At 67.6% G+C, this 18,860-nt stretch carries 29 protein-coding genes; 28 read left to right on the top strand and 1 reads right to left on the bottom strand.

Going from position 1 to position 18,860, the window contains the following annotated elements:
• Window positions 1-12 precede the first annotated feature (12 nt).
• The 3 genes from fusA to HGK68_RS13045 all read left to right on the top strand — a co-directional run bounded on the left by fusA (window position 13) and on the right by HGK68_RS13045 (window position 4,229).
• On the top strand, window positions 13-2,115 hold the full coding sequence (gene fusA, locus HGK68_RS13055; RefSeq protein WP_169166354.1) for an elongation factor G: 2,103 nt from the start codon (window positions 13-15) through the stop codon (window positions 2,113-2,115).
• Window positions 2,116-2,226: 111 nt separating this feature from the next.
• A complete protein-coding gene (tuf, locus tag HGK68_RS13050) occupies window positions 2,227-3,417 on the top strand; it encodes an elongation factor Tu (RefSeq protein WP_169166353.1) in 1,191 nt (396 codons plus the stop codon).
• A 131-nt stretch (window positions 3,418-3,548) separates the two neighbouring features.
• Window positions 3,549-4,229 (top strand): hypothetical protein, encoded by a 681-nt coding sequence (locus tag HGK68_RS13045; RefSeq protein WP_169166352.1) that lies wholly within the window; start codon window positions 3,549-3,551, stop codon window positions 4,227-4,229.
• A gap of 23 nt (window positions 4,230-4,252) precedes the next feature.
• Here the strand turns inward: HGK68_RS13045 and HGK68_RS13040 are convergent, their stop codons facing one another.
• Window positions 4,253-4,660 carry a hypothetical protein gene (locus HGK68_RS13040; protein WP_169166351.1) on the bottom strand — a complete coding sequence of 136 codons (408 nt, stop codon included), beginning with the start codon at window positions 4,658-4,660 and terminating at the stop codon, window positions 4,253-4,255.
• Between the two features lie 84 nt (window positions 4,661-4,744).
• Between HGK68_RS13040 and HGK68_RS13035 the strand changes: the two genes are divergently transcribed.
• From HGK68_RS13035 to map, 25 genes are all read left to right on the top strand, one after another.
• On the top strand, window positions 4,745-5,548 hold the full coding sequence (locus HGK68_RS13035) for a histidine phosphatase family protein (protein ID WP_169166350.1): 804 nt from the start codon (window positions 4,745-4,747) through the stop codon (window positions 5,546-5,548).
• Window positions 5,549-5,876: 328 nt separating this feature from the next.
• The gene (gene rpsJ / locus HGK68_RS13030; RefSeq protein WP_012867945.1) at window positions 5,877-6,185 is read left to right on the top strand and encodes a 30S ribosomal protein S10; all 309 of its coding nucleotides are present in this window, start codon (window positions 5,877-5,879) and stop codon (window positions 6,183-6,185) included.
• 22 nt (window positions 6,186-6,207) lie between these two features.
• A complete protein-coding gene (gene rplC, locus HGK68_RS13025; protein ID WP_169166349.1) occupies window positions 6,208-6,867 on the top strand; it encodes a 50S ribosomal protein L3 in 660 nt (219 codons plus the stop codon).
• Between the two features lie 5 nt (window positions 6,868-6,872).
• Window positions 6,873-7,562, top strand: coding sequence for a 50S ribosomal protein L4 (rplD, locus tag HGK68_RS13020; protein WP_169167122.1), 690 nt, complete (start codon window positions 6,873-6,875; stop codon window positions 7,560-7,562).
• Window positions 7,559-7,861: a 50S ribosomal protein L23 gene (rplW, locus tag HGK68_RS13015; protein ID WP_168630714.1), complete on the top strand. Its 303-nt coding sequence runs from the start codon at window positions 7,559-7,561 to the stop codon at window positions 7,859-7,861. Before rplD ends, rplW begins: the two co-directional genes overlap by 4 nt.
• A gap of 33 nt (window positions 7,862-7,894) precedes the next feature.
• A complete protein-coding gene (gene rplB / locus HGK68_RS13010) occupies window positions 7,895-8,731 on the top strand; it encodes a 50S ribosomal protein L2 (protein WP_169166348.1) in 837 nt (278 codons plus the stop codon).
• 15 nt (window positions 8,732-8,746) lie between these two features.
• Complete coding sequence (gene rpsS / locus HGK68_RS13005) at window positions 8,747-9,028, top strand: 30S ribosomal protein S19 (RefSeq protein WP_168630716.1); 282 nt, start codon at window positions 8,747-8,749, stop codon at window positions 9,026-9,028.
• Between the two features lie 56 nt (window positions 9,029-9,084).
• Window positions 9,085-9,450, top strand: coding sequence for a 50S ribosomal protein L22 (rplV, locus tag HGK68_RS13000; RefSeq protein ID WP_169166347.1), 366 nt, complete (start codon window positions 9,085-9,087; stop codon window positions 9,448-9,450).
• Between the two features lie 2 nt (window positions 9,451-9,452).
• Entirely contained in the window at window positions 9,453-10,286 is an 834-nt protein-coding gene (gene rpsC, locus HGK68_RS12995) for a 30S ribosomal protein S3 (RefSeq protein ID WP_169166346.1), read from the top strand.
• A 3-nt stretch (window positions 10,287-10,289) separates the two neighbouring features.
• Complete coding sequence (gene rplP / locus HGK68_RS12990; protein WP_169166345.1) at window positions 10,290-10,706, top strand: 50S ribosomal protein L16; 417 nt, start codon at window positions 10,290-10,292, stop codon at window positions 10,704-10,706.
• Window positions 10,706-10,945, top strand: a complete 240-nt coding sequence (gene rpmC, locus HGK68_RS12985; protein WP_034625876.1) for a 50S ribosomal protein L29 — start codon at window positions 10,706-10,708, stop codon at window positions 10,943-10,945. Before rplP ends, rpmC begins: the two co-directional genes overlap by 1 nt.
• A 7-nt stretch (window positions 10,946-10,952) precedes the next feature.
• On the top strand, window positions 10,953-11,255 hold the full coding sequence (rpsQ, locus tag HGK68_RS12980; RefSeq protein WP_169166344.1) for a 30S ribosomal protein S17: 303 nt from the start codon (window positions 10,953-10,955) through the stop codon (window positions 11,253-11,255).
• An 81-nt stretch (window positions 11,256-11,336) separates the two neighbouring features.
• Window positions 11,337-11,705, top strand: coding sequence for a 50S ribosomal protein L14 (gene rplN, locus HGK68_RS12975; RefSeq protein WP_169166343.1), 369 nt, complete (start codon window positions 11,337-11,339; stop codon window positions 11,703-11,705).
• A 2-nt stretch (window positions 11,706-11,707) separates the two neighbouring features.
• Complete coding sequence (gene rplX / locus HGK68_RS12970; RefSeq protein ID WP_169166342.1) at window positions 11,708-12,055, top strand: 50S ribosomal protein L24; 348 nt, start codon at window positions 11,708-11,710, stop codon at window positions 12,053-12,055.
• Window positions 12,055-12,621: a 50S ribosomal protein L5 gene (rplE, locus tag HGK68_RS12965; protein WP_281358350.1), complete on the top strand. Its 567-nt coding sequence runs from the start codon at window positions 12,055-12,057 to the stop codon at window positions 12,619-12,621. Before rplX ends, rplE begins: the two co-directional genes overlap by 1 nt.
• A gap of 1 nt (window position 12,622) precedes the next feature.
• On the top strand, window positions 12,623-12,808 hold the full coding sequence (locus HGK68_RS12960; RefSeq protein ID WP_169166341.1) for a type Z 30S ribosomal protein S14: 186 nt from the start codon (window positions 12,623-12,625) through the stop codon (window positions 12,806-12,808).
• A gap of 96 nt (window positions 12,809-12,904) precedes the next feature.
• Complete coding sequence (gene rpsH / locus HGK68_RS12955) at window positions 12,905-13,303, top strand: 30S ribosomal protein S8 (RefSeq protein WP_169166340.1); 399 nt, start codon at window positions 12,905-12,907, stop codon at window positions 13,301-13,303.
• A 26-nt stretch (window positions 13,304-13,329) separates the two neighbouring features.
• On the top strand, window positions 13,330-13,869 hold the full coding sequence (gene rplF / locus HGK68_RS12950) for a 50S ribosomal protein L6 (RefSeq protein WP_169166339.1): 540 nt from the start codon (window positions 13,330-13,332) through the stop codon (window positions 13,867-13,869).
• Between the two features lie 3 nt (window positions 13,870-13,872).
• Window positions 13,873-14,244, top strand: coding sequence for a 50S ribosomal protein L18 (rplR, locus tag HGK68_RS12945; protein ID WP_169166338.1), 372 nt, complete (start codon window positions 13,873-13,875; stop codon window positions 14,242-14,244).
• Between the two features lie 46 nt (window positions 14,245-14,290).
• The gene (gene rpsE / locus HGK68_RS12940; protein ID WP_169166337.1) at window positions 14,291-14,929 is read left to right on the top strand and encodes a 30S ribosomal protein S5; all 639 of its coding nucleotides are present in this window, start codon (window positions 14,291-14,293) and stop codon (window positions 14,927-14,929) included.
• Window positions 14,929-15,111, top strand: coding sequence for a 50S ribosomal protein L30 (rpmD, locus tag HGK68_RS12935; RefSeq protein ID WP_168630730.1), 183 nt, complete (start codon window positions 14,929-14,931; stop codon window positions 15,109-15,111). The genes rpsE and rpmD overlap by 1 nt, the downstream gene beginning before the upstream one ends.
• A gap of 2 nt (window positions 15,112-15,113) precedes the next feature.
• The gene (rplO, locus tag HGK68_RS12930) at window positions 15,114-15,752 is read left to right on the top strand and encodes a 50S ribosomal protein L15 (RefSeq protein ID WP_169166336.1); all 639 of its coding nucleotides are present in this window, start codon (window positions 15,114-15,116) and stop codon (window positions 15,750-15,752) included.
• Window positions 15,753-15,946: 194 nt separating this feature from the next.
• Window positions 15,947-17,245, top strand: a complete 1,299-nt coding sequence (secY, locus tag HGK68_RS12925) for a preprotein translocase subunit SecY (protein ID WP_169166335.1) — start codon at window positions 15,947-15,949, stop codon at window positions 17,243-17,245.
• Window positions 17,245-17,823 carry an adenylate kinase gene (locus HGK68_RS12920; RefSeq protein WP_206155751.1) on the top strand — a complete coding sequence of 193 codons (579 nt, stop codon included), beginning with the start codon at window positions 17,245-17,247 and terminating at the stop codon, window positions 17,821-17,823. Before secY ends, HGK68_RS12920 begins: the two co-directional genes overlap by 1 nt.
• A 4-nt stretch (window positions 17,824-17,827) precedes the next feature.
• Window positions 17,828-18,664 (top strand): type I methionyl aminopeptidase, encoded by an 837-nt coding sequence (gene map / locus HGK68_RS12915; RefSeq protein WP_169166334.1) that lies wholly within the window; start codon window positions 17,828-17,830, stop codon window positions 18,662-18,664.
• Window positions 18,665-18,860 lie beyond the last annotated feature (196 nt).

The following is an 18,860-nucleotide window of genomic DNA, read 5'->3' as shown; positions in this document are numbered from 1 at the left end:
GGGGCTGAACCTGTGGCACTGGACGTGCTGACGGACCTCAACAAGGTCCGCAACATCGGCATCATGGCGCACATCGATGCTGGCAAGACCACCACCACCGAGCGGATCCTGTTCTACACCGGGGTCAACTACAAGATCGGTGAGACGCACGACGGCGCGTCGACGATGGACTGGATGGAGCAGGAGCAGGAGCGCGGCATCACGATCACGTCGGCCGCGACGACCTGTTACTGGAAGAACAACCAGATCAACATCATCGACACCCCGGGCCACGTCGACTTCACGGTCGAGGTGGAGCGGTCGCTCCGCGTGCTCGACGGTGCGGTCGCGGTGTTCGACGGCAAGGAGGGCGTGGAGCCCCAGTCGGAGACCGTGTGGCGGCAGGCGGACAAGTACGACGTCCCGCGCATCTGCTTCGTCAACAAGATGGACAAGCTCGGTGCTGACTTCTACTTCACCGTGCAGACCATCAAGGACCGCCTCAAGGCCAAGCCGCTGGTCATCCAGCTGCCGATCGGTGCCGAGAACGACTTCATCGGCGTTGTCGACCTGATCGAGCAGAAGGCTCTGGTCTGGCGCGGTGAGACCGCCCTGGGCGAGAAGTACGAGGTCGAGGAGATCCCGGCCGACCTGGTCGAGAAGGCCGCCGAGTACCGCGCTGAGCTGCTCGAGGCCGTCGCCGAGGCGGACGAGGAGCTGCTCGAGAAGTACCTGGGCGGTGAGGAGCTCACGGTCGCCGAGATCAAGGCCGGCATCCGTCAGCTCGTCATCCGTACCGAGGCCTTCCCGGTGCTGTGCGGCTCGGCGTTCAAGAACAAGGGCGTGCAGCCCATGCTCGACGCCGTGATCGACTACCTGCCGACCCCGCTGGACGTCCCGGCCGTCGACGGTCACGACCCCAAGGACGAGGAGAAGGTCCTGCAGCGTCACCCCGACGCTTCCGAGCCGTTCTCTGCGCTGGCCTTCAAGGTCGCCGTGCACCCGTTCTTCGGTCGTCTGACCTACGTCCGGGTCTACTCCGGCAAGGTCTCGCAGGGCGACATGGTCCTCAACGCGACCAAGGGCAAGAAGGAGCGCATCGGGAAGCTCTTCCAGATGCACTCCAACAAGGAGAACCCGGTCGAGTCGGCGCACGCCGGTCACATCTACGCGTTCATCGGTCTGAAGGACACCACCACCGGTGACACCCTGGCCGCCCAGGACGCGCCGATCGTGCTCGAGTCGATGACCTTCCCCGAGCCCGTGATCGATGTGGCCATCGAGCCGAAGACCAAGGGCGACCAGGAGAAGCTCTCCACCGCCATCCAGAAGCTGTCCGAGGAGGACCCGACCTTCCGGGTGCGCCTGGACGACGAGACCGGCCAGACCGTCATCGGCGGTATGGGCGAGCTCCACCTGGACGTGCTGGTCGACCGGATGCGTCGTGAGTTCAAGGTCGAGGCCAACGTCGGTAAGCCGCAGGTGGCCTACCGCGAGACCATCCGCCGCAAGGTGGACAAGATCGACTACACGCACAAGAAGCAGACCGGTGGTTCCGGTCAGTTCGCCAAGGTGCAGATGTCCTTCGAGCCGCTCGTGTCGGACGAGGGCGAGATGTACCAGTTCGAGAACGCCGTCACCGGTGGTCGCATCCCGCGTGAGTACATCCCGTCCGTCGACGCCGGTATCCAGGCGGCGATGGAGCAGGGTGTGCTGGCCGGCTTCCCGCTCGTCGGGGTCAAGGCCACGCTGCTCGATGGCGCCTACCACGACGTCGACTCCTCGGAGATGGCGTTCAAGATCGCGGGTTCGATGGTCCTGAAGGAGGCGGCCCGCAAGGCGGACCCCGCGCTCCTGGAGCCGATCATGGCCGTCGAGGTGCGTACGCCCGAGGAGTACATGGGCGACGTCATCGGCGACATCAACTCGCGTCGCGGCATGATCCAGTCCATGGAGGACGCGACGGGCGTGAAGGTGATTCGCGCTCAGGTGCCGCTCTCTGAGATGTTCGGATACGTCGGTGACCTGCGGTCGAAGACCCAGGGTCGTGCCGTGTACTCGATGCAGTTCGACAGCTACGCCGAGGTTCCTCGGAACGTTGCCGAAGAGATCATCAAGAAGACCCGGGGCGAGTAGTCCCACAGGTCGTCATTACCATCAACAACCCGACCCGTAGGACCGTTCGTCCGTGGGGCCACCAGCCCCACGTCGACCGGCAATCTCTACACCAGTCCTGAGGAGGACACAGTGGGCAAGGCCAAGTTCGAGCGGACCAAGCCGCACGTCAACATCGGGACCATCGGTCACGTCGACCACGGCAAGACGACGCTGACCGCTGCGATCTCGAAGGTGCTGCACGACAAGTACCCGGAGCTGAACCCCTTCACGCCGTTCGACGAGATCGACAAGGCGCCGGAGGAGAAGCAGCGCGGTATCACGATCAACATCGCGCACGTCGAGTACGAGACCGAGAAGCGCCACTACGCGCACGTCGACGCGCCGGGTCACGCTGACTACATCAAGAACATGATCACCGGTGCCGCCCAGATGGACGGCGCGATCCTGGTGGTCGCCGCGACCGACGGTCCGATGGCCCAGACCCGTGAGCACGTGCTGCTCGCGCGTCAGGTCGGCGTGCCGTACCTGCTGGTCGCGCTGAACAAGTCCGACATGGTCGACGACGAGGAGATCCTCGAGCTCGTCGAGATGGAGGTCCGTGAGCTGCTGTCCTCGCAGGGCTTCGACGGCGACAACGCCCCCGTGGTGCGCGTCTCCGGCCTGAAGGCTCTCGAGGGCGACGCCGAGTGGGTCAAGTCGGTCGAGGACCTGCTGGACGCCGTGGACGAGTCCGTCCCGGAGCCGGTCCGTGACATGGACAAGCCGTTCCTGATGCCGATCGAGGACGTCTTCACCATCACCGGTCGTGGCACCGTCGTCACCGGCAAGGTCGACCGCGGCAAGCTCGCGATCAACTCCGAGGTCGAGATCGTCGGTATCCGTCCGGCGCAGAAGACCACGGTCACCGGTATCGAGATGTTCCACAAGCAGATGGACGAGGCGTGGGCCGGCGAGAACTGTGGCCTCCTGCTCCGCGGTACCAAGCGTGAGGACGTCGAGCGCGGTCAGGTCGTCGTGAAGCCGGGTTCGATCACCCCGCACACCGACTTCGAGGGCCAGGTCTACATCCTGACCAAGGACGAGGGTGGGCGTCACAACCCGTTCTTCTCCAACTACCGTCCGCAGTTCTACTTCCGGACCACCGACGTCACCGGTGTCATCACGCTGCCCGAGGGCACCGAGATGGTCATGCCGGGCGACAACTCGGAGATCAGCGTCCAGCTGATCCAGCCCATCGCCATGGAGGAGGGCCTCGGCTTCGCCATCCGTGAGGGTGGCCGCACCGTGGGCTCGGGCCGGGTCACCAAGATCATCAAGTGATCTTGCGCCCCTAGGGCACACCGCTTGACCGGGAGGGCCCGGACACCGACGAGGTGTCCGGGCCCTCCTGCATGCGTCCACGTGGTGTGCGGCGTGCCCGCTCCGATGGCTGGCTATGCCACGCTTCGCGGATGAAGATGACCTTGGACGAGTTCCGTCGGATCGCTGTGGTGCCGCGCAAGGTGGCCGGGTTCGCCACGGTGGCGGGGAGCATCCTGCTCCTGCTCCTGCTGTACAACGTGCGATCGGCCTGGGACTCGATGGACCAGAACCCGTGGGCCTCGTTCTGGGACCTGTTCTGGGTGACCACCGGCACCAACGGCGCCACCAACCCGGTGTTGGTCGCCCTGGTCTGGGGGCCGGTGGTGTTGCTGCCGATCATCCTGGTCCTGGTGGTCGTCGACCTGCTGACCCACGAGGGTCGGGTGGACAAGACCTACCAGCGCTATCTGCAGGACGGTTGGTTGGCCGAGCAGGTGCCGACCGGACTGCAGGTCCAGGTCGGTCGGGCCAAGGTCGAGGTGGTCGTGCTCTCCGGGCCGGGCCAGCCGGCCGCGCAGTTGGCCGAGAGTGCTGCTCGGGTCGGTGCTCGCGTGTCGGCTCTGCCCAAGAAGGAGCGTCGGGCCTGGGACGCGGCGGTCGGGCGGCAGATCCAGACCGGATTCCCGGTGGGGGAGCTGATGCCCGAACTGCCGCCGATGGTCTTCGCCTGCGCCCGCCAGGGCAAGACGCCGTTCGCCGTGGTGATCGGCGACGCCGCCGGGACCACCATCCTCGCCGTGAAGGAGACGCCGGCGGTCGCGCCCGCCTGAAGACCGGCGGTCCTGCCTGCGGCTCAGCCCTCCTGCTCGTCGGGGTAGCCCGCGACGCCGTCGCCGTCCAGGTCGGCGCACAGCTCGCCGTACCCGGTCTCGAGGTGCACCAGGCAGTCCGCGTAGCCCTCGACGTAGCGATAGGCGTCGCCCGGGATTCCGGTGTCGTCGGTGCAGTTCGGGTCGGACCCGGGCTCACACGGCTGGCCGGGGGTGAAGGACGGGGCGGGCTCCGGCACCGAGCTCGGCGCGGGTGCGGCGGACGGCGCCGTCGTGGCGTCGGAGGAGCTGACGACGTCCGGGCTCGCGTCGGCGCTGGTGGTGTCGGCGGAGGCTCCGCCGTTGGCGGTGCAGGCGGCAGCCAGCGGGATGCCGATGACCAGGACAGCCGCGAGCCGGGTCCGACGGGACGGGGACGATGATGTGCGCATGCCCGGACGCTACGGGGTCCGACCGCGTCCCGTGACCGGTTCGCCTTGGTCGGATCGACATCGGGCGCACGGGACAATGGGGGCATGGCGATGAGTCGAATCGGGTCGGTCGCGCGCACGGCGGTGGCGGTCTGCGCAGCGATGGCGTGCACGGTGGTCGCGGGCTGCGCCCCAGGTCCGGGCGCCGAGGACGGAGTGGTCACCATCTACCTCGCCCGCCACGGCGAGTCGTGGCTGAACGCCGTCGATCGTGCCCAGGGGTGGTCCGACGCACCGTTGACGGACGCCGGTCAGGACCAGGCCACCGCGCTCGGCGACGGTCTCGAGGCGGCCGGGGTCGACGTCGACGCTGCCTACACGGCGGATATGGTCCGGCACTCCGAGACCGCCGAGTTCGCCCTGGCGGCGATGGGGGAGGACGACCTCGAGCCCGTGCCGGACGAGCGTCTGCGCGAGATGGCGTTCGGCCGGTGGGAGGGATCGACGAGCCAGGAGATGTGGACCCGGATCGCCGAGCTGCTGGGCTACCCGGACCGAGCGGCGCTGAGCGCGGACCTGCCGCACCTGAGCCTGCGCGACGTCTTCGACTCCGTGGCACCGCAGATGCAGGGCGACGGCGAGTTGTACGAGACCGGCACGGCGGTCGCCGAGCGGGCGATGGCCGCCCTGGACGCGATCGCGGACGCCGAGTCCCAGGGCGGCGGTGGCGAGGTGCTGGTGGTGTCGAGTGGTCTGACGATCGTGATGGCGCTGATCGCGCTCGGTGCCGAGCCGACCTCGCTCTCCGGTGGCATCCACAACGGCGCGGTCAGTGAGCTGCGCTACGACGACGGGGCATGGACCATCGTCTCGATGAACGACGAGAGCTATGTCGCCGGCGCGCACTGAATCGTCCGCCGGAGTGTGACCAAGGCCCGGATTGGCTTGAACACGGGGGATCTGGCACACTGGACAAGTTGCCCGAGGACGGGACCGTCGTTGCGCGTGCGTAGCGACCGGTCAACCGCGGCGGGCAGTGTTGGATCTGACGCGTTGCGGGTTCGAGAAGGGCCGGGGTCACCCGGTACCGGACTCCCACATCACCATCGATCCCCACCGGAGCGTGACACCCGCGGGTGTGCCGCTTCGACCACGCCACGGTACGTCGCAGATTGCGACACGCCCGAGTGCGGGGGTCGGACAGAAGCAGTTCGAAGAGAGAGAAGTAGACGACGCCATGGCGGGACAGAAGATCCGCATCCGGCTCAAGTCCTACGACCACGAGGTCATCGACAGCTCGGCGCGCAAGATCGTCGACACGGTGACTCGCGCTGGTGCAACGGTCGTGGGCCCGGTGCCGCTGCCGACGGAGAAGAACGTCTTCTGCGTCATCCGGTCGCCTCACAAGTACAAGGACAGCCGCGAGCACTTTGAGATGCGCACGCACAAGCGGCTGATCGACATCATTGATCCCACGCCGAAGGCGGTCGACTCGCTCATGCGTCTCGACCTGCCCGCGGACGTGAACATCGAGATCAAGCTCTGACGCTGGGAAGGAACTGATCTTCATGGTTACCCAGCAGAACGCGCGCCCCGTGACGGCGGTGCTCGGCACGAAGCTCGGCATGACTCAGGTCTGGGACGCCGAAGGGCGTCTCGTCCCGGTCACCGTCGTGCAGGTCGGCACCAACGTCGTCACCCAGGTGCGCTCCGCTGAGGCTGATGGCTACTCCGCGGTCCAGCTGGCCTTCGGCCAGATCGACCCGCGCAAGGTCACCAAGCCGCTCAAGGGCCACTTCGAGAAGGCCGGGGTCACCCCCCGTCGCCACGTGGCCGAGATCCGCACGACGAACGCCGCCGAGTTCGCACTCGGTCAGGAGATCACTGCTGAGGTCTTCGAGGCCGGGCAGCTGGTCGACGTGATCGGCACCACCAAGGGCAAGGGCACCGCCGGTGTCATGAAGCGGCACGGATTCGCCGGTGTGGGTGCTTCCCACGGTGCGCACCGTAACCACCGCAAGCCCGGTTCGATCGGTGGCGCGTCCACCCCGTCGCGCGTCTTCAAGGGTCTGCGCATGGCTGGCCGCATGGGCCACGTCCAGCAGACCACTCAGAACCTGACCGTGCACGCGGTCGACGCCGAGAAGGGCCTGCTGCTGCTCAAGGGCGCAGTTCCCGGCCCGAAGCGCGGCATCGTCGTCGTGCGTACCGCCGTGAAGGGGGCATGACCTTCATGACCACCCAGACTGTCGACGTGCTCGACGCCGCGGGCAAGAAGGCCGGGACCGCCGACCTTCCGTCCGAGGTGTTCGACGCGCAGACGAACATCCCGCTGATCCACCAGGTCGTCGTGGCGCAGCTCGCCGCGGCTCGCCAGGGGACCCACTCCACGAAGACTCGTGGCGAGGTCCGCGGTGGCGGTAAGAAGCCGTACAAGCAGAAGGGCACCGGCCGCGCCCGTCAGGGTTCGACCCGCGCCCCGCAGTTCGCCGGTGGTGGAACCGTTCACGGTCCCCAGCCGCGTGACTACTCGCAGCGGACCCCCAAGAAGATGAAGGCCGCGGCGCTCCGCGGTGCTCTGTCCGACCGGGCCCGTGCGGGTCGCGTCCACGTCGTCACCGGTTTCGGTATCGACCAGGCGCCGTCGACCAAGGCCGCGCTTGCGGTGCTCGCACAGCTGTCCGAGCGCAAGCACATCCTGGTGGTCGTCGAGCGTCAGGACGAGCTCGCCCTGAAGTCGCTGCGCAACGTCGAGCGGGTCCACCTGCTCGTCGCCGACCAGCTCAACACCTACGACGTGCTCATCTCCGATGACGTCGTGTTCACCCAGGGTGCGCTCGACACGTTCCTGGCCGGCCCCGCCAAGGGCAAGTCGGCCACGGCCGTGGCGTCGTCCGCTGAGGTCGAGGAGGACACCAAGTGACCACGGTCGCCAAGGACCCGCGCGACATCCTGATCGCGCCGGTCGTCTCCGAGAAGAGCTACGGCCTGATCGACGAGGGCAAGTACACGTTCATCGTGGACCCCCGCGCCAACAAGACCGAGATCAAGATCGCCGTGGAGCAGATCTTCGGCGTGAAGGTCTCCTCGGTGAACACCGCCAACCGGAAGGGCAAGGCGCGTCGGACGAAGTTCGGCATCGGTCGTCGTAAGGACACCAAGCGCGCCATTGTCACCCTCCGCGAGGGCACGATCGACATCTTCGGCGGGCCGGTCGGCTGACCGGGCCTGAGAGCAGAACGAGGACAGATCCCCATGGGAATCCGTAAGTACAAGCCGACGACGCCGGGCCGCCGCGGTTCGTCCGTCGCCGACTTCGTCGAAATCACGCGCTCGGAGCCGGAGAAGTCGCTGGTCCGCCCGCTGCACAAGACCGGTGGTCGTAACTCGACCGGCCGGGTCACCGTGCGGCACCACGGCGGTGGCCACAAGCGCGCTTACCGCGTCATCGACTTCCGTCGCCATGACAAGGACGGCGTGCCGGCCAAGGTCGCTCACATCGAGTACGACCCCAACCGCACCGCTCGCATCGCCCTTCTGCACTACGCGGACGGCGAGAAGCGCTACATCATCGCCCCGAACAAGCTGTCTCAGGGTGACATCGTCGAGGCCGGTCCCGGCGCCGACATCAAGCCCGGCAACAACCTGCCGCTGCGCAACATCCCGACCGGTACGGTCATCCACGCCATCGAGCTGCGGCCCGGTGGCGGTGCGAAGATCGCCCGCTCGGCCGGTGTGTCCGTGCAGCTGGTGGCGAAGGACGGGCCCTACGCGCAGCTGCGCATGCCCTCCGGCGAGATCCGCAACGTCGACCTGCGCTGCCGCGCCACGGTCGGCGAGGTGGGCAACGCCGAGCAGTCGAACATCAACTGGGGCAAGGCCGGCCGCATGCGGTGGAAGGGCAAGCGCCCGACCGTCCGTGGTGTGGCGATGAACCCGATCGACCACCCGCACGGTGGTGGTGAGGGCAAGACCTCCGGTGGTCGCCACCCGGTCAGCCCGTGGGGTCAGCCCGAGGGCCGTACCCGCCGGCCGAACAAGCCGAGCGACAAGCTCATCGTCCGTCGCCGCCGCACCGGCAAGAAGCGCTGATAGGAGCCGGGAGACATGCCTCGCAGCTTGAAGAAGGGGCCCTTCGTCGACGGGCACCTGCAGAAGAAGGTCGACGCGCAGAATGCGGCCGGCTCCAAGAACGTCATCAAGACCTGGTCCCGCCGTTCGGTCATCACGCCGGACTTCCTGGGCCACACGTTCGCGGTGCACGACGGTCGTAAGCACACGCCGGTGTTCGTGACGGAGGCGATGGTCGGGCACAAGCTCGGCGAGTTCGCCCCCACGCGGACGTTCCGCGGCCACGAGAAGGACGACCGGAAGGGCCGTCGCCGCTGACCCCCGGGTCAGTGAAGCGACAGCCCTGACGGCTGAGACAAGAAGGCAGGACAGCAATGGAAGCCAAGGCGAAGGCGCGGTTCGTCCGCGTCACGCCCCAGAAGGCCCGGCGCGTCGTGGACCTCATCCGTGGCAAGCAGGCCGGCGAGGCCGTGCAGGTGCTGAAGTTCGCACCGCAGGCCGCGGGTGAGACGGTCCTCAAGGTCGTCGAGTCCGCAATCGCTAACGCCCGTGAGCTCGCAAAGCGGGACGGGGAGCGATTCGACGAGGGCACCTTGTACGTCGCAGAGGCGTTCGTCGACGAGGGTCCGACCCTCAAGCGGTTCCGCCCCCGGGCGCAGGGCCGCGCGAGCCAGATCCTCAAGCGGACGAGCCACATCACCGTGGTCGTCGCTGAGCGTGAGACGAAGGGAAGGGCCTGACAGTGGGACAGAAGGTCAACCCGCTCGGGTACCGCCTGGGCATCACGACCGACCACCGCTCTCGGTGGTTCGCCGACTCGACCAAGCCGGGTCAGCGGTACCGCGACTACGTCCGTGAGGACGTCCAGATCCGGAAGCTCATGAGCACCGGTCTGGAGCGCGCGGGCATCGCCAAGGTGGAGATCGAGCGCACCCGTGACCGGGTTCGCGTCGACATCCACACCGCGCGTCCGGGCATCGTCATCGGTCGCCGTGGCGCCGAGGCGGACCGCATCCGTGGCGAGCTGGAGAAGCTCACCGGCAAGCAGGTGCAGCTGAACATCCTCGAGGTGAAGAACGCCGAGATCGAGGCTCAGCTGGTTGCCCAGGGCATCGCCGAGCAGCTCGCCTCCCGTGTGTCCTTCCGCCGTGCGATGCGCAAGGGCATTCAGTCCGCGCAGCGTGCCGGTGCCAAGGGCATCCGGGTGCAGGTCTCCGGCCGCCTCGGTGGCGCGGAGATGAGCCGTACCGAGTTCTACCGCGAGGGGCGCGTGCCGCTGCACACCCTGCGCGCGAACATCGACTACGGCTTCTACGAGGCCCGCACCACCTTCGGCCGCATCGGCGTGAAGGTCTGGGTCTACAAGGGCGACATGACTGAGCGCGAGTTCGCTCGTGAGCAGGCGTCGCAGGCACCGCGTTCGCAGGGCCGTGGCCGCGGCGAGCGTGGCGACCGTGGCGGAGACCGTGGTCCCCGTGGCGGTGGCCGTCGCAACGAGCGTTCCGACGCTCCGCGTGCGGCCGAGTCCGAGGCTCCTGCAGCGACCGCCGCTCCTGAGACCGGAACGGAGGCCTGAGCCGTGCTGATCCCGCGTCGGCTGAAGCACCGCAAGCAGCACCACCCGAAGCGCTCCGGCGCTGCCACGGGTGGCACCACGATCGCGTTCGGCGACTTCGGCATCCAGGCTCTCGAGCCCGCCTACGTCACCAACCGGCAGATCGAGGCTGCTCGTATCGCAATGACCCGCCACATCAAGCGTGGCGGAAAGGTCTGGATCAACATCTATCCGGACCGCCCGCTCACCAAGAAGCCTGCCGAGACCCGCATGGGTTCCGGTAAGGGTTCGCCGGAGTGGTGGATTGCCAACGTCAAGCCGGGTCGAGTGATGTTCGAGCTCGCCGGTGTCCCGGAGCCGCTGGCGCGCGAGGCCATGCGTCGCGCCCAGCACAAGCTCCCGATGAAGACCCGTTTCGTGGTTCGCGAGGGTGGTAACTGATGGCTATCGGCACCAAGGACCTGGCTCCCAGCGAGCTGGACGCCTTTGACGACGAGCGCCTCGTGGCCGAGCTGAAGAAGGCCAAGGAGGAGCTGTTCAACCTGCGCTTCCAGTCGGCCACCGGTCAGCTCGAGAGCCACGGGCGTCTCAAGGCCGTGCGTCGCGACATCGCCCGGATCTACACGATCCTGCGCGAGCGCGAGCTCGGCATCCGGACCGCGCCGAGCGCGAGCGAGTGAGGACTCGATGAGCGAGAAGAACAACGCTGCCGCGACCACCACTGAGCTCGCGCCCGAGGCGCGTCCGTACCGCAAGACGCGGCGCGGCTACGTGGTCAGCGACAAGATGGACAAGACCGTCGTGGTCGAGGTCGAGGACCGGGTCAAGCACCCGCTCTACGGCAAGGTCATCCGGCGGACCAGCAAGGTCAAGGTCCACGACGAGGCCTCGCAGGCCGGCATCGGTGACCTGGTCGTGATCATGGAGACCCGCCCGCTGTCCGCCACCAAGCGGTGGCGTCTGGTGGAGATCCTCGAGAAGGCGAAGTAAGCCTTCCCTTTTCTCCCCCCTTATCCGTTCGGCCAGGCTCGCACCGTGGTGCGAGAACCGGCAGACGACAGGAGTTAGTCAATGATTCAGCAGGAGTCGCGACTTCGGGTCGCCGACAACACGGGTGCCAAGGAGATTCTCTGCATCCGTGTTCTCGGTGGGTCCGGCCGTCGCTACGCCGGTATCGGTGACGTGATCGTCGCCACCGTCAAGGATGCGATCCCGGGCGGCAACGTGAAGAAGGGCGACGTCGTCAAGGCGGTCGTCGTGCGCACCCGCAAGGAGCGCCGGCGCCAGGACGGCTCGTACATCAAGTTCGACGAGAACGCTGCGGTGATCCTCAAGAACGACGGCGAGCCGCGAGGCACCCGCATCTTCGGCCCCGTGGGCCGCGAGCTGCGTGACAAGCGGTTCATGAAGATCATCTCGCTGGCTCCGGAGGTGATCTGATCATGGCGAAGATCAAGAAGGGCGATCTCGTGGTCGTCATCTCGGGTTCGCGCAAGGACCGGGGCAAGCAGGGCCGTGTGCTCGAGGTGCTGACGGACCGGGACCGCGTGCTCGTCGAGGGCATCCACCGCGTCACCAAGCACGTCAAGGTCGGGCAGTCGCAGCGCGGCTCCCGCACCGGTGGCATCGAGACGGTCGAAGCGCCCATCCACATCAGCAACGTGATGCTGGTCGACCCCGAGACCAAGCGCGGTACCCGGGTCGGCTACCGCACCGAGCAGGTCGAGCGTGACGGCCGGACCCGCACTGTGCGGGTCCGCGTCGCCAAGCGCTCCGGTAAGGACATCTGATGACCGCCGAGACCACCTACCCGATGCCGCGTCTGAAGACCCGGTACAACGAGGAGATCCGCTCGACGCTCCGCTCCGAGTTCAACCACGAGAACATCAACCAGGTCGCGCGCCTGGTGAAGGTTGTCGTGAACATGGGCGTGGGCGACGCGGCGAAGGACTCGAAGCTGATCGAGGGCGCGATCCGCGACCTCCAGCAGATCACCGGTCAGAAGCCGCAGGTGACCAAGGCTCGCAAGTCCATCGCGCAGTTCAAGCTGCGTGAGGGCATGCCGATCGGCGCGCACGTCACGCTGCGCGGCGACCGGGCGTGGGAGTTCCTGGACCGCCTGCTGTCCACCGCTCTGCCCCGCATCCGCGACTTCCGCGGACTGTCGGCCAAGCAGTTCGATGGCCACGGCAACTACACCTTCGGTCTCACGGAGCAGTCGATGTTCCACGAGATCGACCAGGACAAGATCGACCGTGTCCGCGGTATGGACATCACGGTCGTCACCACCGCGACCACCGACGCGGAGGGCCGGGCGCTGCTGAAGCACCTGGGCTTCCCCTTCAAGGAGGACTGACATGGCGAAGACCGCCCTGATCAACAAGGCCGCGGGCAAGCAGAAGTTCGCCGTGCGGTCCTACACCCGGTGCCAGCGGTGCGGTCGTCCGCACTCCGTGTACCGCAAGTTCGGGCTGTGCCGGATCTGCCTGCGGGAGATGGCCCACGCCGGCCAGCTCCCCGGTGTGACCAAGAGCAGCTGGTAACCAACGACGTCGCAGGTCCGCGGCGGTGCTGTCGCTCGGTGAACTGAGCCGGCAGCACCGCCGTGGATACCACGGCGAGGAAGGGCAGACGCCCCCATGACGATGACCGACCCGATCGCAGACTTCCTGACCCGTCTGCGGAACGCGAACTCGGCGCACCACGACGAGGTCACGATTCCGTTCTCGAAGCTGAAGTCCCACATCGCGGAGATCCTCCAGGCGGAGGGTTACATCTCCGGCTGGACCGTCGAGGACGCCCGCGTGGGCAAGAACCTCGTGATCTCCCTCAAGTACGGCCCGAACCGCGAGCGTGCGCTCGTCGGTATCAAGCGCGTGTCGAAGCCCGGTCTCCGGGTCTACAAGAAGTCCACCGACCTGCCCAAGGTGCTCGGCGGCCTGGGCGTGGCGATCCTGTCCACGTCCTCCGGTCTGCTCACCGACAAGCAGGCAGCCCAGAAGGGCGTGGGTGGGGAAGTCCTCGCCTACGTCTGGTAAGCCCGAGACGGAAAGGAAGTCAAGCAATGTCTCGAATCGGCAGACTCCCCGTCCCGGTCCCGACCGGTGTGGACGTCAACATCGACGGCGCCGTGGTGACGGTCAAGGGCCCCAAGGGGACCCTGAGCCACACCGTGGCCTCCCCCATCCAGATCGCTCGTGACGAGGACGGCGCCCTTGTGGTCAGCCGCCCCGACGACGAGCGCCAGTCCCGTTCGCTGCACGGTCTCACCCGGACCCTGCTCGCCAACCTCGTGGTCGGCGTGACGGACGGATACGAGAAGAAGCTCGAGATCGTCGGCACCGGTTACCGCGTGACCGCCAAGGGCTCGGACCTCGAGTTCGCCCTCGGCTTCAGCCACCCGGTGATCGTGACCGCCCCCGAGGGCATCACCTTCGCCGTCGAGTCCCCGACCAAGTTCTCGGTCGCGGGCATCGACAAGCAGCAGGTGGGCGAGGTCGCCGCCAACATCCGGAAGATCCGCAAGCCCGAGCCTTACAAGGGCAAGGGTGTGCGGTACGCGGGCGAGAACGTCCGCCGCAAGGTCGGAAAGGCTGGTAAGTGAGCCATGGCGATCATCGTTAAGGGCAAGGGCAAGTACATCGCCCGTAAGCGCCGCCACCTGCGTCTGCGCAAGAAGATCGCGGGCACCGCCGCGCGTCCGCGTCTGGTCGTGACCCGGTCCAACCGGAACATCGTCGCCCAGATCGTCGACGACGGCGTGGGCCGCACCCTGGTGTCGGCCTCCACGCTCGAGGTCGACCTGCGCGGTGCCGAGGGCGACAAGAGCGCCAAGGCCAAGCGCGTCGGCGAGCTCATCGCCGAGCGTGCGAAGGCCGCCGGCATCGACGCGGTGGTCTTCGACCGCGGCGGCAACAAGTACCACGGTCGGGTGGCCGCGGTCGCCGACGCCGCCCGCGAGGGTGGGCTGGCCCTGTGACCACGACTGTGCTGGCATTTCCCGCATCGAAGGTGAGGAACCACTGATGGCTGCTCCTCAGCGCAGCAACACGGGCGCACCGCAGGGTGGTGGCGACCGTCGCGACGGCGGCCGCCGCGACAACCGCCGCGGGGACGCCCAGGAGAAGAGCGCGTTCCTGGAGCGCGTCGTCTCGATCAACCGTGTCGCCAAGGTCGTGAAGGGTGGTCGTCGCTTCAGCTTCACCGCCCTGGTGGTCGTCGGCGACGGCGACGGCACCGTGGGTGTCGGCTACGGCAAGGCCAAGGAGGTGCCCGCGGCGATCGCCAAGGGTGTCGAGGAGGCGAAGAAGAACTTCTTCCGCGTCCCCCGCATCCAGGGCACCATCACCCACCCGATCCAGGGTGAGGCCGCTGCCGGTGTCGTCTTCCTGCGCCCCGCGTCCCCGGGTACCGGCGTGATCGCCGGTGGTCCGGTGCGTGCGGTGCTGGAGTGCGCCGGCGTGCACGACATCCTGTCCAAGTCCCTGGGTTCCTCCAACGCCATCAACATCGTGCACGCCACGGTGGCGGCGCTGCAGGGCCTGGAGGAGCCGGCTGCCGTGGCCGCGCGCCGTGGCAAGTCGCTCGAGGACGTCGCTCCGGCGGCGCTCCTGCGGTCGCAGGCCGCTGGTCGTCCGGAGAAGACCGAGAAGGTGGGTGCGTGATGGCCCGCCTCAAGGTGACCCAGACCAAGTCCGCCATCGGCGGTAAGCAGAACCAGCGCGACACGCTGCGCACCCTGGGCCTGAAGCGGATCGGCGACGTCGTCGTCAAGGAGGACCGTCCCGAGATCCGCGGCATGGTCAACACGGTGACGCACCTGGTCGCGGTCGAGGAGGTGGAGTGACGATGGCTGAGAAGAAGGCTGCCGAGACCACTCCGGAGGAGACCCCGGCCAAGGCTCCGAAGGCGACCAAGGCGAAGGCGACGGCCACTGCGGCTGCTGCCGAGAAGCCCGCCGCCAAGAAGCCGGCTGCCAAGAAGCCGGCGGCCGCCAAGGCCGCTGCGCCCAAGGACGAGGCCAAGACCACCGAAGGTGCCGGCGGCACCCTCAAGGTCCACCACCTCCGTCCCGCCCCGGGCGCCAAGACCGCCAAGACCCGTGTGGGTCGTGGTGAGGCGTCGAAGGGTAAGACCGCCGGTCGTGGTACCAAGGGCACCAAGGCCCGGTACCAGGTGCCGGAGCGCTTCGAGGGTGGGCAGATGCCGCTGCACATGCGGCTGCCCAAGCTCCGCGGCTTCAAGAACCCGTTCCGGGTCGAGTACCAGGTCGTGAACCTGGAGAAGCTCGCGTCGCTGTACCCCGAGGGTGGCGAGGTCACCGTCGAGGACCTGGTGGCCAAGGGCGCGGTCCGCAAGGGCCAGCCGGTCAAGGTGCTCGGTGCCGGTGAGCTCACCGTGAAGCTCTCCGTGGCGGTGGACGCGCTGTCCGGTTCGGCCAAGGACAAGATCCTGGCCGCCGGCGGCAGCGTCGCGCAGCAGGACTGAGTCGGACAACAGGGCCGGTGGGGATACCCACCGGCCCTGTTGCTGTCTCCACCCAGCGACCACTCAATTCGCGGCGGTGTACCCGTGGGCGGTGGGTTGTCGGTTAGGGTTCCCCACAGTGCTCTGAGCCGAGCTGTGCCCGGAACAGAGCTGGACCACACACAACCCGCCGGTCGGCGGAAGCAGGAGGACAGGTGCTAGGCGCATTCGTGCGGGCCTTCAGGACCCCCGATCTGCGGCGCAAGCTGCTGTTCACGATCGGCATCATGGTCGTGTTCCGGGCCGGTTCGTTCCTGCCCACCCCGGGGGTCTCGTACTCCAACGTGCAGGTCTGCATCGAGCAGTCGGGCTCGGACAGCGGTGTCCTGGGCCTGGTGAACCTGTTCAGCGGTGGTGCACTGCTCCAGCTGTCGGTGTTCGCGCTGGGGATCATGCCGTACATCACCGCGAGCATCATCATCCAGCTGCTCCGGGTGGTCATCCCGCGGTTCGAGGCCCTGCACAAGGAGGGCCAGTCCGGCACCGCGAAGCTGACCCAGTACACCCGGTACCTGACCATCGGTCTGGCGGTGCTGCAGTCGACCACCGTCATCATCACCGCGCGCAACGGTCAGCTGTTCACCGGCTGTTCGGTCGACGTGATCCCGGACGGGTCGATCGTGACCACCGGTCTGATGATCCTCACCATGACCGCCGGTACCGGCCTGATCATGTGGCTGGGTGAGCTGATCACCGAGCGCGGTGTCGGCAACGGCATGTCGCTGCTGATCTTCACCTCGATCGCCGCGTCCTTCCCGAGCGCCATGTGGTCGATCGCCGGTGGTTCCGGTGGCATCGGCGCCTTCGCGATCATCCTGGTCATCATCATCCTGGTGATCGCCCTGGTGGTCTTCGTCGAGCAGTCGCAGCGCCGGGTCCCGGTGCAGTACGCCAAGCGGATGGTGGGTCGCCGCACCTACGGCGGGTCCAGCACCTACATCCCGATCAAGATCAACATGGCCGGTGTGATCCCGGTGATCTTCGCGTCGTCCCTGCTGCAGGTGCCGTCGCTGCTCGCCGGGTTCGGGGACCAGACCGCCGGCTGGAAGCAGTGGATCGCCGCCCACCTGGCGAACCCGGGTGCGCCGTTGCACATCGGGCTGTACGTCCTCCTGATCATCTTCTTCTGCTACTTCTACACCGCGATCACGTTCAACCCGGACGAGGTCGCCGACAACATGAAGAAGTACGGCGGCTTCATCCCGGGTATTCGCGCCGGTCGGCCGACCGCCGAGTACCTGGACTACGTGATCACCCGGATCACCGCGCCGGGGTCGATCTACCTCGCCCTGGTCGCCCTGATCCCGACCATCGCGTTCATCGTGCTCGGCGTCGGGACCTCGATCCCGTTCGGCGGGTCGTCGGTGCTGATCGTCGTCGGTGTCGGTCTGGAGACCGTCAAGCAGATCGAGTCGCAGCTGCAGCAGCGTCACTACGAAGGGTTCCTCCGCTGATGGGTGCACGTCTGATCCTCCTGGGTGCGCCGGGTGCCGGGAAGGGCACCCAGGCCGCCAAGCTCGCCGAGCGGCTGCGCGTCCCGGCCATCTCCACCGGCGACATCTTCCGCGCCAACATCAAGGGCGGCACCGAGCTGGGCAAGCTCGCGCAGGAGTACAGCTCCCGCGGTGAGCTGGTCCCGGACGAGGTCACCGACTCGATGGTGCGCGACCGGCTGGCCGAGCCGGATGCCGTGAACGGCTTCCTGCTGGACGGCTACCCGCGCAACACCGCTCAGGTGTCGGCGCTGGACGCCACGCTGACCGAGGCCGGGGTGACCCTCGACGTCGCGCTGGAGATCACGGTCGACCCCGAGGTCGTGGTTCCGCGGCTGCTGAAGCGTGCGGAGATCGAGGGCCGTGAGGACGACACCGAGCCGGTGATCCGCCGTCGGCTGGACGTCTACGCCGAGGAGACGGCACCGATCTCCGGTCTCTACGCGGCCCGTGGCCTGCTGGTGCAGGTCGACGGCCTCGGCGAGGTCGACCAGGTGACCGAGCGGCTGCTGGCCGCGATCGAACCCCGATTGGGCTGACGACATGGCATTCGGCCGTGACAAGATCGAGCTCAGGACGCTGGATCAGATCCGTCTGATGCGGCGGGCCGGACTCGTCGTGGCCGATGCCCTCGCCGCCGCGCGCGCGGCGGCGAAGCCGGGGGTGACCACCGGTGACCTGGACGCCGCCGCCGCCGAGGTGATCGCCGCGGCCGGTGCCACGCCGTCGTTCCTCGGGTACTACGACTACCCGGCCACGATCTGCACCTCGGTGAACGAGGAGGTCGTGCACGGCATCCCCGGGTCTCGCGTGCTGGAGGCCGGGGATCTGGTGTCGATCGACTGCGGCGCGATCGTCGAGGGGTGGCACGGTGACTCAGCGCTGTCCCTGGTGCTCGACGATGCCGACCCGGCGGATGTCGCCCTGAGTGCCGTCACCGAGAAGGCGATGTGGGACGGCATCGCCGCGCTGTGGGCGGGCGACGGCCTGGCCGACCGGCTGAACGTGGTCGGGGAGGCGGTCGAGGACGCCGTGGACGGTTCCGGTGTCGGTTACGGCATCGTCGAGGAGTACGTCGGGCACGGGATCGGCAGCCAGATGCACCTGCCCCCGGACGTGCTCAACTACCGGGTGCGGGAGCGGTTGACCCGGCTCAAGCCCGGCATGTGCCTCGCCATCGAACCGATGATCACCCGGGGCACCATCGCCACCGAGACGCTCGCCGACGAGTGGACGGTGATCACCGCCGACCGTTCCCGTGCCGCGCACTGGGAGCACAGCGTCGCGCTGCTGCCGGACGGGCTGTTCGTGCTGACCGCCGTCGACGGGGGAGCCGCCGAGCTGGGTGCCCGCGGCGTCCCGCTCGCCAGCCTGGACTGAGCCGGCCTGACTCCCTGCCGGCCGGGCCGCGACGTCGTGGCCCCGCCCGCCGGGGTCTGAACGGCCGGTATCAGCTCCGGCTGGGCCACCTGGGGGACCATCGGGCGCCCGGGTGACACCTCTGGGTGATACCACCCCACCCCTTAGCGGGTAAATCGGTCATACCGGAGATTCACCCGCATACCGGATTCATGTC

The organism is Cellulomonas taurus, assembly GCF_012931845.1.
GTDB lineage: Bacteria > Actinomycetota > Actinomycetes > Actinomycetales > Cellulomonadaceae > Cellulomonas > Cellulomonas taurus.
This window is presented reverse-complemented; position numbering and strand designations above follow the sequence as displayed.

Bases quoted from the DNA above. Each gene is read 5' to 3' on its own strand.
- HGK68_RS13045 (WP_169166352.1), top strand. From the start codon at position 3,549: ATGAAGATGACCTTGGACGAGTTCCGTCGGATCGCTGTGGTGCCGCGC.
- HGK68_RS13040 (WP_169166351.1), bottom strand. From the start codon at position 4,660: ATGCGCACATCATCGTCCCCGTCCCGTCGGACCCGGCTCGCGGCTGTC.
- HGK68_RS13035 (WP_169166350.1), top strand. From the start codon at position 4,745: ATGGCGATGAGTCGAATCGGGTCGGTCGCGCGCACGGCGGTGGCGGTC.
- rpsJ (WP_012867945.1), top strand. From the start codon at position 5,877: ATGGCGGGACAGAAGATCCGCATCCGGCTCAAGTCCTACGACCACGAG.
- rplC (WP_169166349.1), top strand. From the start codon at position 6,208: ATGGTTACCCAGCAGAACGCGCGCCCCGTGACGGCGGTGCTCGGCACG.
- rplD (WP_169167122.1), top strand. From the start codon at position 6,873: ATGACCACCCAGACTGTCGACGTGCTCGACGCCGCGGGCAAGAAGGCC.
- rplB (WP_169166348.1), top strand. From the start codon at position 7,895: ATGGGAATCCGTAAGTACAAGCCGACGACGCCGGGCCGCCGCGGTTCG.
- rpsS (WP_168630716.1), top strand. From the start codon at position 8,747: ATGCCTCGCAGCTTGAAGAAGGGGCCCTTCGTCGACGGGCACCTGCAG.
- rplV (WP_169166347.1), top strand. From the start codon at position 9,085: ATGGAAGCCAAGGCGAAGGCGCGGTTCGTCCGCGTCACGCCCCAGAAG.
- rpmC (WP_034625876.1), top strand. From the start codon at position 10,706: ATGGCTATCGGCACCAAGGACCTGGCTCCCAGCGAGCTGGACGCCTTT.
- rpsQ (WP_169166344.1), top strand. From the start codon at position 10,953: ATGAGCGAGAAGAACAACGCTGCCGCGACCACCACTGAGCTCGCGCCC.
- rplN (WP_169166343.1), top strand. From the start codon at position 11,337: ATGATTCAGCAGGAGTCGCGACTTCGGGTCGCCGACAACACGGGTGCC.
- rplX (WP_169166342.1), top strand. From the start codon at position 11,708: ATGGCGAAGATCAAGAAGGGCGATCTCGTGGTCGTCATCTCGGGTTCG.
- rplE (WP_281358350.1), top strand. From the start codon at position 12,055: ATGACCGCCGAGACCACCTACCCGATGCCGCGTCTGAAGACCCGGTAC.
- HGK68_RS12960 (WP_169166341.1), top strand. From the start codon at position 12,623: ATGGCGAAGACCGCCCTGATCAACAAGGCCGCGGGCAAGCAGAAGTTC.
- rpsH (WP_169166340.1), top strand. From the start codon at position 12,905: ATGACGATGACCGACCCGATCGCAGACTTCCTGACCCGTCTGCGGAAC.
- rplF (WP_169166339.1), top strand. From the start codon at position 13,330: ATGTCTCGAATCGGCAGACTCCCCGTCCCGGTCCCGACCGGTGTGGAC.
- rplR (WP_169166338.1), top strand. From the start codon at position 13,873: ATGGCGATCATCGTTAAGGGCAAGGGCAAGTACATCGCCCGTAAGCGC.
- rpsE (WP_169166337.1), top strand. From the start codon at position 14,291: ATGGCTGCTCCTCAGCGCAGCAACACGGGCGCACCGCAGGGTGGTGGC.
- rpmD (WP_168630730.1), top strand. From the start codon at position 14,929: ATGGCCCGCCTCAAGGTGACCCAGACCAAGTCCGCCATCGGCGGTAAG.
- rplO (WP_169166336.1), top strand. From the start codon at position 15,114: ATGGCTGAGAAGAAGGCTGCCGAGACCACTCCGGAGGAGACCCCGGCC.
- HGK68_RS12920 (WP_206155751.1), top strand. From the start codon at position 17,245: ATGGGTGCACGTCTGATCCTCCTGGGTGCGCCGGGTGCCGGGAAGGGC.
- map (WP_169166334.1), top strand. From the start codon at position 17,828: ATGGCATTCGGCCGTGACAAGATCGAGCTCAGGACGCTGGATCAGATC.